Source organism: [Pseudopropionibacterium] massiliense (assembly GCF_900607225.1).
Lineage (GTDB): Bacteria > Actinomycetota > Actinomycetes > Propionibacteriales > Propionibacteriaceae > Arachnia > Arachnia massiliensis.
On sequence record NZ_LR027842.1, the window covers coordinates 410,146 to 426,147 of the forward strand.

12 protein-coding genes, 3 tRNA genes and 2 pseudogenes are annotated in these 16,002 nt (G+C 66.4%); 13 read left to right on the forward strand and 4 right to left on the reverse strand.

The window, feature by feature from the left end; genetic code table 11:
- The first annotated feature begins 1 nt into the window (after position 1).
- The 8 genes and pseudogenes from E0E39_RS01735 to cas2 all read left to right on the forward strand — a co-directional run.
- Positions 2-1,516 (forward strand): Cas10/Cmr2 second palm domain-containing protein, encoded by a 1,515-nt coding sequence (locus E0E39_RS01735; RefSeq protein WP_130873208.1) that lies wholly within the window; start codon positions 2-4, stop codon positions 1,514-1,516.
- Positions 1,513-2,139 (forward strand): RAMP superfamily CRISPR-associated protein, encoded by a 627-nt coding sequence (locus tag E0E39_RS01740; protein WP_130873209.1) that lies wholly within the window; start codon positions 1,513-1,515, stop codon positions 2,137-2,139. The genes E0E39_RS01735 and E0E39_RS01740 overlap by 4 nt, the downstream gene beginning before the upstream one ends.
- The gene (locus E0E39_RS01745) at positions 2,136-3,332 is read left to right on the forward strand and encodes an RAMP superfamily CRISPR-associated protein (RefSeq protein WP_130873210.1); all 1,197 of its coding nucleotides are present in this window, start codon (positions 2,136-2,138) and stop codon (positions 3,330-3,332) included. The genes E0E39_RS01740 and E0E39_RS01745 overlap by 4 nt, the downstream gene beginning before the upstream one ends.
- Position 3,333: 1 nt before the next feature.
- Complete coding sequence (locus E0E39_RS01750) at positions 3,334-4,650, forward strand: RAMP superfamily CRISPR-associated protein (RefSeq protein WP_130873211.1); 1,317 nt, start codon at positions 3,334-3,336, stop codon at positions 4,648-4,650.
- Positions 4,643-5,086, forward strand: a complete 444-nt coding sequence (locus E0E39_RS01755; RefSeq protein ID WP_130873212.1) for a hypothetical protein — start codon at positions 4,643-4,645, stop codon at positions 5,084-5,086. The genes E0E39_RS01750 and E0E39_RS01755 overlap by 8 nt, the downstream gene beginning before the upstream one ends.
- 952 nt (positions 5,087-6,038) lie before the next feature.
- A pseudogene (locus E0E39_RS16720) lies at positions 6,039-7,077 on the forward strand (reverse transcriptase domain-containing protein); the annotation flags it as partial.
- A gap of 105 nt (positions 7,078-7,182) precedes the next feature.
- Positions 7,183-7,545, forward strand: a complete 363-nt coding sequence (cas1, locus tag E0E39_RS16725) for a CRISPR-associated endonuclease Cas1 (protein WP_425470698.1) — start codon at positions 7,183-7,185, stop codon at positions 7,543-7,545.
- An 80-nt stretch (positions 7,546-7,625) separates the two neighbouring features.
- Positions 7,626-7,892: pseudogene (gene cas2 / locus E0E39_RS16730) on the forward strand (CRISPR-associated endonuclease Cas2); the annotation flags it as partial.
- Positions 7,893-8,921: 1,029 nt separating this feature from the next.
- On the opposite strand, the gene E0E39_RS01765 reads toward cas2, so the two are convergent.
- Positions 8,922-11,129 (reverse strand): NADP-dependent isocitrate dehydrogenase, encoded by a 2,208-nt coding sequence (locus E0E39_RS01765; protein ID WP_130873214.1) that lies wholly within the window; start codon positions 11,127-11,129, stop codon positions 8,922-8,924.
- A gap of 151 nt (positions 11,130-11,280) precedes the next feature.
- Between E0E39_RS01765 and E0E39_RS01770 the strand changes: the two genes are divergently transcribed.
- Entirely contained in the window at positions 11,281-11,493 is a 213-nt protein-coding gene (locus E0E39_RS01770; RefSeq protein ID WP_130873215.1) for a DUF3073 domain-containing protein, read from the forward strand.
- A 9-nt stretch (positions 11,494-11,502) separates the two neighbouring features.
- Positions 11,503-12,471: an alpha/beta hydrolase gene (locus tag E0E39_RS01775; protein WP_130873216.1), complete on the forward strand. Its 969-nt coding sequence runs from the start codon at positions 11,503-11,505 to the stop codon at positions 12,469-12,471.
- Positions 12,472-12,484: 13 nt separating this feature from the next.
- On the opposite strand, the gene E0E39_RS01780 is transcribed toward E0E39_RS01775, so the two are convergent.
- Entirely contained in the window at positions 12,485-12,664 is a 180-nt protein-coding gene (locus E0E39_RS01780; protein ID WP_130873217.1) for a DUF6767 domain-containing protein, read from the reverse strand.
- 205 nt (positions 12,665-12,869) lie between these two features.
- Between E0E39_RS01780 and E0E39_RS01785 the strand changes: the two genes are divergently transcribed.
- From E0E39_RS01785 to E0E39_RS01795, 3 genes are all read left to right on the forward strand, one after another.
- Positions 12,870-12,945, forward strand: a tRNA-Glu gene (locus E0E39_RS01785).
- Between the two features lie 123 nt (positions 12,946-13,068).
- Positions 13,069-13,142: transfer RNA gene (locus E0E39_RS01790), tRNA-Asp, on the forward strand.
- A gap of 25 nt (positions 13,143-13,167) precedes the next feature.
- Positions 13,168-13,244, forward strand: a tRNA-Phe gene (locus E0E39_RS01795).
- Positions 13,245-13,582: 338 nt separating this feature from the next.
- On the opposite strand, the gene E0E39_RS01800 is transcribed toward E0E39_RS01795, so the two are convergent.
- Together E0E39_RS01800 and pgi are read right to left on the reverse strand one after the other, a co-directional pair.
- Complete coding sequence (locus tag E0E39_RS01800; RefSeq protein ID WP_130873218.1) at positions 13,583-14,272, reverse strand: SanA/YdcF family protein; 690 nt, start codon at positions 14,270-14,272, stop codon at positions 13,583-13,585.
- On the reverse strand, positions 14,269-15,942 hold the full coding sequence (gene pgi, locus E0E39_RS01805; RefSeq protein WP_130873219.1) for a glucose-6-phosphate isomerase: 1,674 nt from the start codon (positions 15,940-15,942) through the stop codon (positions 14,269-14,271). The genes E0E39_RS01800 and pgi overlap by 4 nt, the downstream gene beginning before the upstream one ends.
- Between the last annotated feature and the right edge of the window lie 60 nt (positions 15,943-16,002).

A 16,002-nucleotide genomic window follows, 5' to 3' on the forward strand; every position in this document is an offset into this window, starting at 1 on the left:
GATGACTTGTTTCGCATCCATCGGGGTCAAACAGATCCAGGGTTATCTCGCCCGGTCCCGTCGCCTGTGGGGACGCCGCGGCGCCTCCGACATGCTGGCCTACCTCACCGACACCACCGGGGCCGCCGACCGCATCGAGGAACGCAGTTTCGAGACCGCGGGGGAGATCCTGCAGGGTTTCCCCGGGGTGACGGTCAACGACGAGGCCGTCGACGTCGACTCGGTGCTGAACATCCGGGGCGAGAATCCCGGCGAGGTCCGCAAGGCCACCGAGACCCTCGCGCTCAACATCAAACTGCACCTGCCCGCCGCGCACGTCCACACCAGCCTCCGGAAGGCCGCCGGGTACGGCGACGTCATCCGCGCCGAGGACCGGGACATGGCCGCGGAGACCAGGCAGTATCCGCCGTCGATGATCGAGTTCCCCCTGGCCCACCACTGCGACGAATGCTCCTCAGGCATGGCCTCGGAGGAAACCTCGGTAGGTGACGAGACGACGCGGCTGTGCGGCGACTGCGCCTCCCGCGCCCCGCGGGAGGGCCGCAACAGGCTCCTGAACTGGTCCCGGCTGGGTAGCGTCCAGCAGGGGTTCATGGTGGAACAGGTCATGCTCCGCGAGCTCCGGAAGCAGGAGAAATTCGGGAATCTCAAACAGGTGGAGAACTTCGATGAGCTGGCGCAGCTCGGCGACCTCGGCTCCGAGGGGTCGCGCACCCACACCGACAACCACGTCGCCACCATCTTCGCCGACGGCAACGGCTTCGGGAAACTGTTCCGGGAGCTGCGGGCGGCCGCGGCGGAATCGGAGGACGGCCTGCAGGAGCTGCGGAGGGTTTCCAAGGCCGTCAAGGACTCCACGAAACAGGCGCTGCAAAAAGCCATCGAGGAGATCACGGACGACCGGGTCGCCGCAGCGAACCGCATGCCCGCCGTCCCGCACATCCTCGGCGGCGACGACGTGCTGGTGACCGTACCCGCCACCAAGGCATGGCCCTTCCTCATCGCATTCCTGAAACACCTGGAACAGGAATCGGGCAGCGACACCTTCGGACTGGGGGCGGGGAAGGTCAGCTTCTCCGCGGGCATGGTGATCTGCAAACTCGCCTACCCCATCGGCGACCAGGTGGAGCTGGCCACCGCCCTGCTGCGCACCGCCAAGGAAGCGGTGAGGGGCAACGACTGGTCCTTCGCCTGGCTGGACGTCACCAACGAGGGTCCCAAACCGCCGAGACGATTCCTCACCCTCGATGACTGGGGGCGGATCGAGGAACTCCGGGACCTGGCGCGCCGGCTCGGCGACGACGAACGCGGCAACGCGGCGCGTGCCACCCTGCGCCAGGAACTGCGGATCAGAGACGAGAAGGACCGCACCCTGCACCTGAGACACCGGGCCGGCAGGCTGCCCGGGGTCGCGGACCTCCTGAACGCGGTGTTTGGAAGGAACTGGGAGCGGGCGACGAACCAGGGAACCGAGGAACTCCTGACGGTACTGAACATCATGAGGTGGTACGCATGACGACGACCAAGACCACGATCGAGTTGAAAATCCGTTTCAACACCGCCTTCCGCATCTCCCAGGGATACGGGCAGGGGGAGGTCGACGACGTGATCGACGAGGAGAACCCGCTGCCGGCCACGTCGCTGAAAGGCGTCATGCGGGACGCCGCCCGCATGGTCCTGCCGGGAAAACGACAAGGCGACAAATACGTCGACCATCACCTGGTGTACGCCGTCTTCGGGAAACGCGGCAGCGACAGCTCCCCGTGGAACTTCTCGGACGGGAAACTCGACCACCCGGATGATCCCCGGGAGCGGATCCGGGTGCGTTCCCGGGTGGCCATCGACGAGCAGCGCCGCACCCGGGCCGGGGCGTTGCTCTTCGCGGAGGAGCTGCACGCGGACCGGGCCACCGTGACGATCTCCCTGACCCAGCCCCTGCCCCCGGAGGAGCTGGACACACACGTCGCGCTGCTGCACGTCGCCGCGCGGCTGGTCGACGGGATCGGCGCCGACCGGCGTCGCGGCCTGGGGTGGGTGAGCATCACCACCGACGCCGACGACATCGAGGCAATGGTCGACAGGATCGAGCGGGTCAGGAACGGGCAGACCGGGAACGAGCAGGTCGGGAGCGAATCATGAGCTGGTGGCGGGTAACGGTGACAAGCGAACAGGCGATCGTCATCGGCACCGGGGCCACCCGGGCCTTCCACACCCCGAGCCTCGGATACATTCCCGGTTCCACGCTGCGCGGGGCGCTGGCCACTGCCTGGCGGATCCGGTACGGCGACCCGGACCCTGCCTTCCGGGAAACCTTCGACCACTCGGTGCGGTTCGGGCCCCTGCTGGCCGCGTCGGGGGACGTCGCCAACCAGTCCGTGCTGCGCCGCAAGTACGCCCCCGGCGACGGCGAATACGTCGACTGCGCCTTCGAGGACGCGGGGGATGCCGTGGGGGAACACCTCAAGGGCGACGTGATCTGGGGCGACAAAAACGCGTTGAAGGTGGTGACCACCACCGCCATCGACCCCGAGAAACGCACCGCGCTCGAGGGTAACCTGTTCTCCCGCGCGGCCCACCGTCGCCGGCAGACCTACCACGGCCTGATCCACGGCGACGAGAACCTGGTGGGGAGGTTGGCGGAACTGGAATCCGCCAGCATCGGGGGTCGCAGAAGCGTCATGGGACGCGCCCGGATCCGGATTGAACCGGCACAACCACCCGAGCTGCCCGAATCGGGGGATGTGGTGCTGCGCACCCTGTCGCCGACGATCCTCTTGGGCGACGCGGGCGAACCCAACCTCGAGTGGAAAGGAATGAAAACCTTCGAGGGTTGTGAGGTCGTGGATGCCTGGGGTGGCAGAGTCGCAGGCGAGGGGATCAGCGGCTGGCACATGGCTTCCGGCACCCCGAAACCCGGGGACATCGCCATCGCGCCCGGGGCCGTCGTGAAACTGCGGGAACCCGGCCGGGACAAGGTGCTGGAGCTGCTGGAACGCGGTCTCGGGACCCGCAGGGCCGAGGGATTCGGATGGCTCGAACAGGTGACGAAACCCTGGCGGCCACCCGGTGGGAAACCCGGCGAGGAACAAACCGGGGGAGTCGCGACCCCGGATCTCGACGCAATGCTCGGCTGGCCGCTGGAGGACCGCAGGGCGGTGGCGGGCTGGCTGCAGGAACTGCGGGAGGGCGACGGCACCGAGCCCCTGGAGAGCAGGCGCGCCTGGCTGAACCTGACCGAGGGCCGGCGGGCGGCGGCCCGGCGCGTGATCCGCGACACCCCACAGGCGCAGCGCAACCCGTGGGCATCGAGGCTACGAGAGGGACGGAACTGACATGATTCTCACCTACATTCGAGTGACGATCCGCCCGTTGGGCCCGTGGCGCGTCGGAGCGGTCGGACAGGACCAGGCCGCGCTCGAAACGCTGCGCGATAACGCCGGGAGGCCGGCGCTGCCGCCGTCGAGCCTGGCCGGTTCCTTCCGGGCCGGCATCGACGAGGCCGCCCGGAAACTCCTCATGGGCCAGGAGAAAACGAAGAACGGAAAACAGGACTTCCGGGCCTCCGCGCTGTGGTTCCTTGGCGCCCGGCTCACCGGCGTCGAGGACGGACAGCCGGAGATCAGGCGCCGCACCGCCACCGCCGTCGACCGGAACCGTCGCGCGGCCCGCAACCACGGGTCGCACGACGTCGAAGAGGTCTACGGCACCGAAACCATCCAGCTCTACCTGCGGCACGAGGGCGACCCCGCCGAGGCGCTGCGGCTGCTCGGTAAGTGGCGGGTCACCATCGGGGGCGGAATCAGCACGGGCCTCGGCCGCGCCGAGGTGACGGCCATCCGGTACCGCACCCTGGATCTGTCGCAACCCGCCGACCTGCTGGCCCGGGTCTCACTGCGGGACACCGGACCAGACGCCCTCGACGAGCTGCTGCAAGGCGGCGCCAAACATAAGGTGAACACCGGGGAATCACCCACCCTCCTGGAAGCGACGATCCGCATCGACGGACTGAACCTTCCCACCCAGAAGCTAGCGGATCAGCTGAGACCGGAGGACCACTGGTTCCACGGCACCCGGTGGAAGGGAATCCTCCGGGGCCGGGTGGAATACATCGGACGCAGCCTCGGCCTGGACGTCTGCGGCGCGGAGGACCAGCAGTGGCGCGGCTGCGGGAGGTGCGCCGTCTGCGAGGTCTTCGGGTCCGGGGAAACCGGGGTGGGCAGGTGGAGTTTCCACTTCACCCCGCTGAAACCCGACCACCCGGCGGGGCGAACCCGCAACGCCATCGACCGTTTCACCGGAGGGGTGGCGGAGAAGAAACTCTTTCCCGAAAAGACGGTGACCTCCCAGGCGCGGCTGGTGATTGGGCAGCTGAGCGGCGTCGAGGAACACCACGCCTGGGTGCTGAAGGCCCTGCTGCTGGCGCTGCGAGACCTGCAGGAGGGATACCTCGGAATCGGGGGCCGGACCTCGACGGGACTCGGTTCGGTGCGGTTCGAGAAGCTGAGGCTCGGCGAGGAGTTCCAGCGTTTCGGGATGACCGCGACAAGCCTGGAGGCCGTCGAGGGCATCACCGAGGCGGAAATCGAACTGGAAAGAACCCACCGGTTACTGAAGGAGAAGGAGGAGAAGGAGGCAATGCAGCATGCCTGAGAAGAAACGAACCACCGAGACCCGCTACCTTTCCGGGCAGGGCGAGGTGGAATGGTCCCGGCTGCGGAAAGAAGCGAGCGAACTCACCTGCGCCTGGGCCAACTACGACGGCTTCCACATCGGCCCCTGCCCCGACGAAGCACCCCCATACAGCCACATCTGGGGCTGGAGCCGCGACGGCGAGGTGCTGCTGCGAGGCAGGATCGACGCGGGCAGGGTGATAGCGGGATGGCTGCGGAAAACCCCGGGCGGCGGGGAGAAGGAAAAGGAGGTGACCACGGTAACCCGGCAGGTCATCACTTGGAAACCCGACCACGAACGCCTGAAGATCAACTTCGCGGGAGAAAAATCACACTGGCCCGAAACAATGCAATCAGTGGAGGTGCTAGGAGAAAACCCGGTGACATTCATAAAAGAAGAAACGGAAAGGTCTTGAGGGTATTTATGAAGCTGGTTGAGCCGGGCCGCGACGAAGCTTCTTGAAGTTGGTTGAGCCGGGCCGCGACGGATGCTTTTTTAAGTTGGTTGAGCCGGGCCGCGACGAAGGAGTGGCCCGTGTCGAAACCATTTCTCCTGAAGCAGATCGGCCCAGCCCGTGATCAAGGTTCCTCAAAGCTGGTTGAGTCAGCTCGTGGTGAAAGTTTTTGAAGCTGGTTGAGCCAGCTCGTGAGCGCTAGCGAACGGCTGTGTCGAAACCACTACCGGCGGCCGAACAGCAAACCCGACCGCGCCCTGGGCCGGATCCCGCGCCTCGGGACGGGACCCGGCCCGAGGTAGACTCCGACGAAGACGCCCAGCTCCCTGCGACCGGGCATCTTGGAGACACCCTCAGGCAGGGGTGTTGGAGAACGACCAAAAACAGCCTCAGGTGTGTATGGCACTTGACTAGGGATTTTACCCCATTTAGGACAGATTCTGTCCCCTGGTTGGAGGGGGTGAGGAGGGGTGGTGTGTAAAACCGCCGCAACAGGGCTTGTCAGGACAGCGTGCCAGGGGGTAGGGTCTGGAACCACCGCGAACCTTAAAGCGGATTGAAACTGCTGCCAAGTTTCTCAGTGCACGTTCTTTTCCCTGTGTCTGAAATCACCGCGAACCTTAAAGCGGATTGAAACGTCCACCAGGAAGGCAATACTGATAATCAGCAGTCTGAAACCACCGCGAACCTTAAAGCGGATTGAAACTATTCCATTCCCGTCATCCATGCCGTAACATGGGTGTCTGAAACCACCGCGAACCTTAAAGCGGATTGAAAAACTGGATTGAGTCAGTTTGGTGAGCTGTTCCCATGAGGAATCGTTGAGAACTTCGATGGGTTGTTTTCGTCGTATTCGACCTCTTCTTGCGCAGGGCGAGTTGGGGATTTAGTGCATGACGTGGAGGGGAAAATAATGACTACTGACAACCTTCTTCTCGATGAGGAGAAGGTGGTGGAGTGTTTCACCCTGCCCGCGCTTCGTTGCGCCTGGGAGAGGGTGTTGAAGAAGGACGCCCAGGACGGCGACATCTCCGATTCGGTGGAGCGGTTCGCCGAGGGGGTTCAGGAAAGACTGGAGGAGCTCGCCGAGGAGCTCCGGGCGGGGGCGTACCGGCCCTCGGACCTGAGCCGGGTGGTGATCCCGAAGAAGAACGGGGAACGTTTCCTCGACATCCCCTCGGTGCGGGACCGGATAGTGGAACGGGCGATCCTGGAACACATCAACCCGGCCATCGACCCGCTCCTCGGGGCAACCGCGTTCGGTTACCGCCCCGGACTGGGGGTGGCGGACGCCGCCCAGGAGGTGGTGCGACTCCGCGAGGAGGGCTACACCCACGTCCTGCGAACGGACGTGCACGACTGTTTCCCGTCGCTTCCCGTGGCCCTGCTGCGTCGCCAGCTGGAGTTCCTGATAGCCGAACCAGAGATCCTGGCCGTGGTGGACCTGCTGCTCGACCGCTGCGCCCGGTTCCCCGGGAAGCGACGGGGTGTCTTCCCCGGGCTGCCGCAGGGCAGCCCACTTTCACCGCTGCTCGCGAACCTGGCGCTGATCCCCCTGGACGAGGCACTGGTGGATGCGGGATTCCCGGTGGTCAGATACGCCGACGACCTCGTGATCGCCCTCGAAGAACCCGGGGACGCACCCGAGGCCCTGAGAACAGCAACAAAGGTGTTGAAGGAGCTGGGAATGGAACTTGGAGCGGAGAAAACGGCAGTCGCATCGTTCTCGGAGGGATTCGCCTTCCTGGGGGAGGACTTCGGCCCCCGCTACCCGCCGGCAGAAGGCGAGGGCCGCATCCGGGAACCGGACAAGAAAATCCTCTACGTGGCGAAACAGGGCAGCCGCATCCAGGTAAGAAAAGGACGGGTGCAGGTGATCCAGGACGACCACGAACTGCTTTCCGTGCCCGTCAGCGACATTTCCCGAATGGTTTGTTTCGGCTCGGTCGGGGTGACGGCCGGAGCCCGCAACTGGGCGCTGCAGAACGGGGTCGAAGTGCTGCTGGCGTCGCGAGGATGTGGCTTTCACCGTGCGATCGAAACAACCCCCGAGGGATGTGCTGAACGCCGCCCTGTCGTTCCTGTACACGATCCTCCTCGGCGAATGCGTGACCGCCCTGCGGGCCACCGGACTGGACCCGGACATGGGTGTCCTGCACGCCGACCACGACACCCGCCCCAGCCTGGCCCTCGACCTGATGGAGGAGTTTCGCCCACTCGTGGTGGACCACGTCGTGGTGACGGCGGCCCGCAAACACGTCCTCACCGCGTCGCACGGCCGGGAGGTGGCCGACAAGGGAGGGATCTTCCTCACCGCGGCGGGACGGGAACTGATGCTGGACGCCTACGAACGCAGAATGCTCACATGCGTGGCCGGGGCGCTGGACGACTTCCGCTCCACCAGACGAGGCCACCTGTAACAACAGGCCCAGCGACTGCGCGCAGCCATCATGGACCCCGAACAGAAATGGACGGGACTGGCATGGCGATGATGCACCTGGCCGCCTACGACGTACACGAGGACCAGCGACGCGCCCAACTCTCCGCACTCCTCCAGGCCTACGGGGACCGCATCCAGTACTCCGTGTTCCTGCTCGGCATCACCCCGGAGGAGCTGGTGGAGATCCAGAGCCGGGCAGCCGGCATCATCGACGAGAACACGGACTCGCTGTGGATCGTGAGACAGTGCGCGGCCTGCTGGGAGGAAGCCCGGACCCTGGGTCAGGCCCACCCACCGGCCCGGGTGCTGCACTACACGGTGATGTGAAGAATCCTGCCGGATCCGGATCCGCCGACACCTGGCAGGACGGGCCGGGAGGCGGCATGAGGGTAGGGTTGAAAGAAGCCGGCAATCCCGGCTGCCCGCAGCCGGGGGTTTTGGAGACACCCTCGGACAGGGGTGGTTGGAGAACGGCCAAAAACAGCCTCAGGTGTGTATGCCACTTGACTAGGGGTTTTACCCCATTTAGGACAGGTTCTGTCCGCTTGTTGGAGGGGGTGAGGAGGGGTGGTGTGTAAAACCGCCGCAACAGGGCTTGTCAGGACGGCGTGCCAAGGGGTAGGGCTTGTCAGGACGGCGTGCCAAGGGGTAGGGCCTGAAACCACCGCGAACCTCAAAGCGGATTGAAACCGAACCGGTCCCGCCACCGATCGAGGTAAGTGATGATGTCTGAAACCACCGCGAACCTCAAAGCGGATTGAAACTAGGAGCGCAGGAGCTCCCATGTTAGTCCCATCGTCTGAAACCACCGCGAACCTCAAAGCGGATTGAAACTCGTTCCGGCCGGTGGCCGCGTTTTCCGCAGCTTGCGGGTCTGAAACCACCGCGAACCTTAAAGCGGAATGAAACGCCAGAACGAGGGCTCCCCTCTCTCTGTGAAAGAGAGGTCTGGAAGCACCGCGAACCCCGAAATGGATCAAGGCCCCTTCGGTTTCCATTCGCCCAGCCAATCACTCGTGGACGAGGCCAGGCATGTGCCGCACGGACCTCCGCTGGTGGCCCGCACGATCTGAAGGACCTCGCGGACATCACGGGAATACGTGCACAGTTTCATCCTGTGCCGGTCGATCGCCGCCACCGCGATAGTGGCCCATCCGGGTGCCAGGCACGGGCCGGGTGCTGGCTCGACCGGTTTCGGGGAGGTGGTTGGGGTGGGGGGTCCGGGGTTTTTGGGGGCGGGGTTTGTCGATCGGGTGTCAGGGATGGTTTCGACTCGGACTGCTCCTTCGTCGCGGTCCGGCCCAACCGGCTTCACCCTCCCCGAAGTGGAACCGTGGTGCCCGTCCCCGGCGTCTCTCAGATGCCGTCGATGATGGCGTTGAAGGTGGGTGAGGGGCGCATCACCGCCGAGGTCAGGGACTCGTCGGGCAGGTAGTGGCCGCCGATGTCGACGGGGGAGCCCTGTACCGCGATCAGCTCCGAGGTGATCGCCTCCTCGGCCTCCGCGAGTGCCGTCGCAACGGGGCCGAAGGCCACCGCCAGGCCGGTGTTCTCCCGCTGGGAGGCCAGCTCCTCCGCCCAGAACCGGGCCAGCCAGTAGTGCGACCCGCGGTTGTCGGTGCCACCCAGCCGACGCGTCGGCGACTTGTCCTCGGCCAGGTATCGTCCGTTCGCGCGGTCGAGGGTGGCGGCCAGCACGGCTGCCCGGGCGTTTCCCGTGGATGCGAGGTGCTCCAGCGACGCGGCCAAGGCCAGGAACTCGCCCAGCGAGTCCCAGCGCAGGTAGTTCTCCGCCAGGAACTGCTGCACGTGCTTCGGGGCGGAACCGCCCGCTCCGGTCTCGAACAACCCGCCACCGGCCATCAGCGGCACGATCGACAGCATCTTCGCCGAGGTTCCCAGCTCCAGGATGGGGAACAGGTCGGTGAGGTAGTCGCGCAGGACGTTGCCGGTCACCGAGATGGTGTTCTCCCCGCGGCGGATGCGTTCGACGGTGAACCGGGCGGCCTCGACGGGGGACAGGACACGGATGTCCAGGTCGTCGACCTCCTGCTCGGCCAGGTAGGTCCTCACCTTGAGCAGCAGGTTGCGGTCGTGGGCGCGGGTCTCATCCAGCCAGAACACGGCGGGCCAGCCGGTGGCGCGGGTCCGGGCGATGGCCAGCCCCACCCAGTCGCGGATGGCGGCGTCCTTGGTCTGGCAGGCCCGCCAGATGTCTCCCGCGGCGACGTCGTGGCGCAGCAGCACGTCCCCGGCCGAGTTCACCACCTCGACGCGGCCGGCGTCCTTGATGTGGAAGGTCTTGTCGTGGGAGCCGTACTCCTCGGCCTGCCGTGCCATCAACCCGACGTTGGGGACGGTGCCCATGGTGCGTGGGTCGTAGGCTCCGTGGGTCCGGCAGTCGTCGATCACCGCCTGGTAGACCCCGGCGTAGGAGGAGTCGGGCAGCACGGCGAGGGTGTCGGCCCCGGCCCCGTCGGGACCCCACATGTGCCCGGAGTTGCGGATCATGGCGGGCATGGAGGCGTCGACGATCACGTCGGAGGGAACGTGCAGGTTGGTGATGCCCCGGTCGGAGTCGACCATCGCCAGGGCTGGGCCATCGGCCAGGGCCGCCTCGATGTCGGCACGGATCGTCTCGCCCCCCGGCAGGTCGTCCAGCCCCGCGAGGATTGCGCCCAGACCCTCGTCGGGGGACAGCCCCGCGGCGGCCAGGGCCTCGCCGTGGCGTTCCAGGACGGGACCGATGAAGGCCTTCACGACGTGACCGAAGATGATCGGGTCGGACACCTTCATCATGGTTGCCTTCAGGTGCACGGAGAACAGCAGGCCCTCTCGTTTCGCCTCGGCGACCTGTTCGGTCAGGAAATCGTCGAGCGCCGCAGCGCGCATGACGGTGGCGTCCACGACCTCCCCGGGAAACACTTCCAGGCCGTCCCGCAGTACGGTGACGGTCCCGTCGCCGGCGACGTGACGGATGGTGAGCACGTCGTCGCCGGCCAGCACCACCGAATGTTCGTTGTGGCGGAAGTCACCGGAGGTCATGGTCGCGACGCGGGTTCGCGAGTCCGGCGCCCAGGCTCCCAGCCGGTGCGGATTGGCCTGCGCGTGCCTCTTCACGGACTCGGGTGCACGGCGATCGGAATTGCCCTCGCGTAGTACAGGGTTTACGGCGGATCCCTTGACCCGGTCGTAACGGGAGCGGATCTCCCGCTCCTCCGGGGTGGCGGGTTCCTCCGGGTAGTCGGGCAGGGGAAACCCCTTGGCCCGGAGCTCCGCGATGGCCGCCTTCAGCTGCGGCACCGAGGCGGAGATGTTGGGTAGTTTGATGATGTTGGCCGAAGGGTCCCTCGTCAGCTCCCTGAGTTCATCCAGGGAATCGGAAACCCGCTTGTCATCGGGCAGAAAGTCGGGGAAACGCGCCAGGATGCGGGCGGCCAGGGAGATGTCGCGTCCCTCGATGCCGATGCCGGCCAGGTGCCCGTAGGCCTGGAGCACCGGGAGCAACGAGTGCGTGGCCAGCGCGGGGGCTTCGTCGGTGAGGGTGTAGATGATCTTTCCCATCGGGGTCTCCTCGGCTCTCGGCAGTCGGCTCAGCCAGCCTACCCGGAGGGAAGCTTTGAGCATGTTGACTGACTCCGGTAGGCTCGTAGGCACGAGTTACTGACAGATTCCGCGGCAAGCCCGCGATGATTGAACGAGGGGGTCGACCCATATGGGGCGCGGCCGTGCAAAGGCGAAGCAGACGAAGGTGGCCCGCGATTTGAAATATCGCTCAGTGGACACCGATTTCGCATCTCTGGAGCGTGAGCTCCGAGGCGAGAAGTATCAGTCCCGGGAGACCACCGACATTCCTGATGCGTACGCAGACCTCGCAGAGCAGTACAACACTGACGACGACACCGAGGACGAGTACCCGCATCGCTGATCCCCGTCGGTGATTTCCTGGGTTCCGGATGTTGAGCTGCCGGGCTACCGCCAGCTCAACATCCCCCTGCCCGGGGCGCGGACCTACCCGGGGGAGCCGGATCACGAACTGGTCGCCACGCTCGTCCGGCGTTCCGATCCGGGGGTTCGTCGCGCCGTGCTGTACATCCACGGGTGGAGCGACTACTTCTTCCAGACCCACCTCGCCGAGGCCTTCGAGGACTGGGGATACGACTTCTACGCCCTCGATCTGCGCCGCTACGGCAGGTCGCTGCGGGACGGGCAGCTCGCCGGCTACACGGCGGATCTCTGCGAGTACCACCAGGAAATCGACGCCGCCGTCGAGCTGATCCGCGACGAGGGGCACGACCGTGTGGTGCTGCTCGGGCACTCGACGGGTGGGTTGGTGGTGTCGCTGTTCGCGCGCGACCGCCCCGGGGTGGCGGATGCGGTGGTGCTGAACTCGCCGTGGCTCGAGCTGCCGAGTCTCCAGGCGTGGCGGCCTGCTCTCGCGGCGGCCTTCGGGGCGGTGGGGACGCTCTCCCCGACCCGTTCCCTTCCCCTGCCCGACCTGGGGCTCTATCGCCGCTCCGTCTCCGCGGACGAGGAGGGGGAGTGGAGCTACAACCACAACCTCAAGGGCGATCCGGCCTTCCTGCCCCGGGTCGGCTGGATATCGGCGGTGATGCGCGGCCACGCTGCGGTGGCGGCCGGTCTCGGGATCGACGTCCCGGTGTTGATGCTGATCAGCTCCCGTAGCGACTCCTCCCGCACCTGGAACGACGACATGCACCGCGCGGACCTGGTGCTCGACGTCGACGCCCTGGCCGCGCGGGCCCCGCAGCTCGGTGACCACGTCACCCTCATCCGCATCCACGGTGGCAGGCACGACCTGGTGCTCTCGGAGGAGGAGCCGCGGCGTCGTTTCCTCGACGAGATCCGGCGCTGGCTTGCCACCTACGGCCCCCACGGCGCCTGAGAGGAGGCGCGGCTCAGCGGGCGGCGGCGCGTCTCTCGGCCTTCTTCGCCAACCACATTTCCCGCATCTCGGGATCCTCCAGCACGAGACGCACCGTCGGGCAGTTGTGGGGACCGTCGGCCCCGGGAACGCACAGGCCACAGGGGTCGCCGGGACGCAACGGGCACATCGGGGTGGCGACTCTCCGGCTCACGAGGAACAAGACTACGCCCGGGGCTCCGCGGCTTTTCCCGGGGCCGGAGGGCATGGTGCATTCGGCGGAACCCGACCCGCTCAACCTGCTGGAGTCGAAGGAGCCATCCGTCGGTTCCCTCCCTCGGCCACAACACCGTCGGGGAAAACGTTCCCCGGGGTCAAGTTGCCCGGATGGCGGATCGCCACTATTCTTCTCGGGGCCGGTCCCCATCGTCTAGCGGCCTAGGACTCCGCCCTTTCACGGCGGCAACACGGGTTCGAATCCCGTTGGGGATGCCAGGGAAACTCCTCACGGAGTGGTCCTGAACCGGGTGGCAGAGCGGTGACGAACCCCGATTTCCCAAAACCGGGGAGTGCCGCTAGAGTTACCCGGGCTGGTGAGAGCCGGCAGGCCAAGAGATTGGCCCCGTGGCGCAGTTGGTTAGCGCGCCGCCCTGTCACGGCGGAGGTCGCGGGTTCGAGTCCCGTCGGGGTCGCTGGGTGAGCCACAGGCCACCCAACGGCCAGGTAGCTCAGTTGGTAGTAGCGTTCGCCTGAAAAGTGAAAGGTCGCCGGTTCGACCCCGGCCCTGGCCACCAGATGTGAATCCCACCCCGCCGCAACGCGGGGTTCTTTTTTCCGCATCGGGCGAGTCGAAACCATCCCGCACACACCCCGGGACCCGTGGCCAGGTCCACTTCCCGGACGCCAGAACTGGTTTCGACTCGGGCCGCTCGTTCCTCGCACCCCGGCTCAACCAGCTTCGACGGGGCGGAAGTCGGTTGAGCCGATCCTCACGAGCGCCAGCGAGTGGGTCGTGTCGAAACCAAGGGGGAGGGTGTCCGGGGAGCCGGGGCTGGGTTTGTTGTTCGGGTGCTGGGGTTTCGAGTCGGACTGCTAGCCCCGGCTCAACCGGCTTCAATGGGGTGGTTTCGACTCAACTCCTTCGAAGTGCGTCCTGGATAGCGCTGCTCGGCGGCGACTGCGTCGCCTTCGCCCCGCGCAGCAGGTCGAGCTGCATCTTCACGTACGCCGGGAACTCGCGCAGCTCCCCCTGGAGGTAAAGCTCAGGCCAGTTCCGCTGGGCCGTCACGTCACCCACCCCGATGGCGTCGACCCCCAGGGCCCGGCAGGTGGTGATCGTGCGCGGCAGGTGGTAGGCCTGCGAGACCACCGTCATTTCCCGCACCCCGAACACATCGCGGGCCCGGATGCAGGAATCGTAGGTGTCGTAGCCTGCGATGTCCTGCACGATCCTGCCCGCGGGGATACCCTGAGCGATGAGGTAGTCCTCCATCACCTGGGTTTCGTAGTTGCTCTCCGCGGTGTTCGCTCCCGTGACGAGGATCACCTTGCCCCTGCCCGACTTGAACAGATCGACGGCGACGTTCAGGCGGGCCGTCAGAAACCCCGACGGGCGTCCGGGATCGGCCTTCGCGCCCAGCACCATGATCACATCCCGGGCCGGGACGTCATCACCCGCTGCATAGATCCGCTCGGCGCTGCCCGAGGCCACCATGAAAACCCCCGACAGGATCGGGCCGAGCGTGACGGCCAGGGCCACGGCCGCCGCCACCTCCAGGCGACGGCGACGCGGCCTGCCCGCCTTCTCCCCCCGTGGGTTCACCGGCGATTTTCCAGGTACCAGGACACCAGGGCGCGGGTGGAGCCGTCCTGCCCGGCCAGGGCGTGGGCGTCACCGAAGACCGCGGGGGCGATCTCCAGGGCCAGCTTCTTGCCGAGTTCCACGCCCCACTGGTCGAAGGAGTCGATGCCCCACACGACTCCCTGCACGAACGTGATGTGCTCGTAGAGCGCGATCAGCTGCCCCACCACCGACGGCGTCAGCGCGGGCGCCAGGATCGAGGTGGTGGGTCGGTTCCCGGAGAAGATCCGGGCCGGCACGATCTCCTCGGGCGTGCCCTCCGCGCGCACCTGCTCCTCGGTCTTCCCGAAGGCCAGCGCCGCGGTCTGGGCGAAGAAGTTCGCCAGGAACATCCCGTGCACGTCCACGTCGCCGTCCTTGATCGCGTGCGGCGGATTGGCGACCGCGATGAAGTCGGCGGGGATCAGCTGGGTGCCCTGGTGGATCAGCTGGTAGAAGGCGTGCTGGCCGTTGGTGCCCGGCTCACCCCAGAACACCTCGCCCGTCTCGCACGTCACCGGGGAACCGTCCCAGCGCACCGACTTGCCGTTCGACTCCATCGTCAACTGCTGCAGGTAGGCGGCGAAGCGGTGAAGATACTGCGCGTAGGGCAGCACCGCGTGACTGGTGGCGCCCAGGAAGTTGACGTACCAGACGTTCAACAACCCCATCAGCAGCGGCACGTTGCGCGACGGCTCGGCCGTGCGGAAGTGCTGGTCGACGCTGTGGAAGCCGGCCAGGAAGTCGCGGAAACCGTCGGGGCCGATCGCGATCGCCACGGGCAGGCCGACGGCCGAGTCCACCGAGTAGCGGCCCCCCACCCAGCTCCAGAACCCGAAGGCGTTGACCGGGTCGATGCCGAACTCCGCCACCTTGTCCAGCGCGGTGGACACGGCGACGAAGTGTTTCGCGACGGCCTCGCGGCGCGCCTGCTCGGTGTCCTCGATGGCTCCCGCGGCGACGAGCGCGTCCAGCAGCCAGGTGCGGGCCATGCGGGCGTTGGTGAGGGTCTCCAGGGTGGTGAAGGTCTTGGACGCGACGATGAACAGCGTGGTCTCGGGATCCAGGTCCGCGGTCTTGACGAAACAGTCGGTCGGGTCGATGTTCGAGATGAACCGGCATTCGAGGCCCTGCTGCTTGTACGGCAGCAGTGCCTCGTAGACCATCACAGGCCCGAGATCTGAGCCGCCGATACCGATGTTGACCACGGTGCGGATCGGTTTGCCCGTGACCCCCACCCACTCGCCGGAACGCACCTTGTCGGCGAAGGCGAACATCTTGCCCAGCACCTCGTGGACGTCCGCGACCACGTCCTGCCCGTCGACCGTCAACTCTGCGTCGCGGGGCAGCCGCAGCGCGGTGTGCAGCACGGCACGGTCCTCGGTGACGTTGATGTGTTCGCCGCGGAACATCGCGTCCCGGCGACCGGCGACGTCGGTCTGCTCGGCGAGCCGAAGCAGCGCCGCGACGACGTCGTCGTTGATGAGGTTCTTCGACAGATCGACGTGCAGATCCCCGACGGTGTACGTGAAACGGGAGGCCCGTTCCGGATCGTCGGCGAAGGCCCGGCGAAGATCCAGTTCGGCATTGTCGGCGAGCTCGTCCAGCTCATCCCAGGCGGCAGTGGTGGTGGCGTCAACCGGCTTGATCATGGCACCAGCTTAGGTCCTGTTGCCGACATCGCGCCCAGCCGCGGGGTACCGGACCGGGTG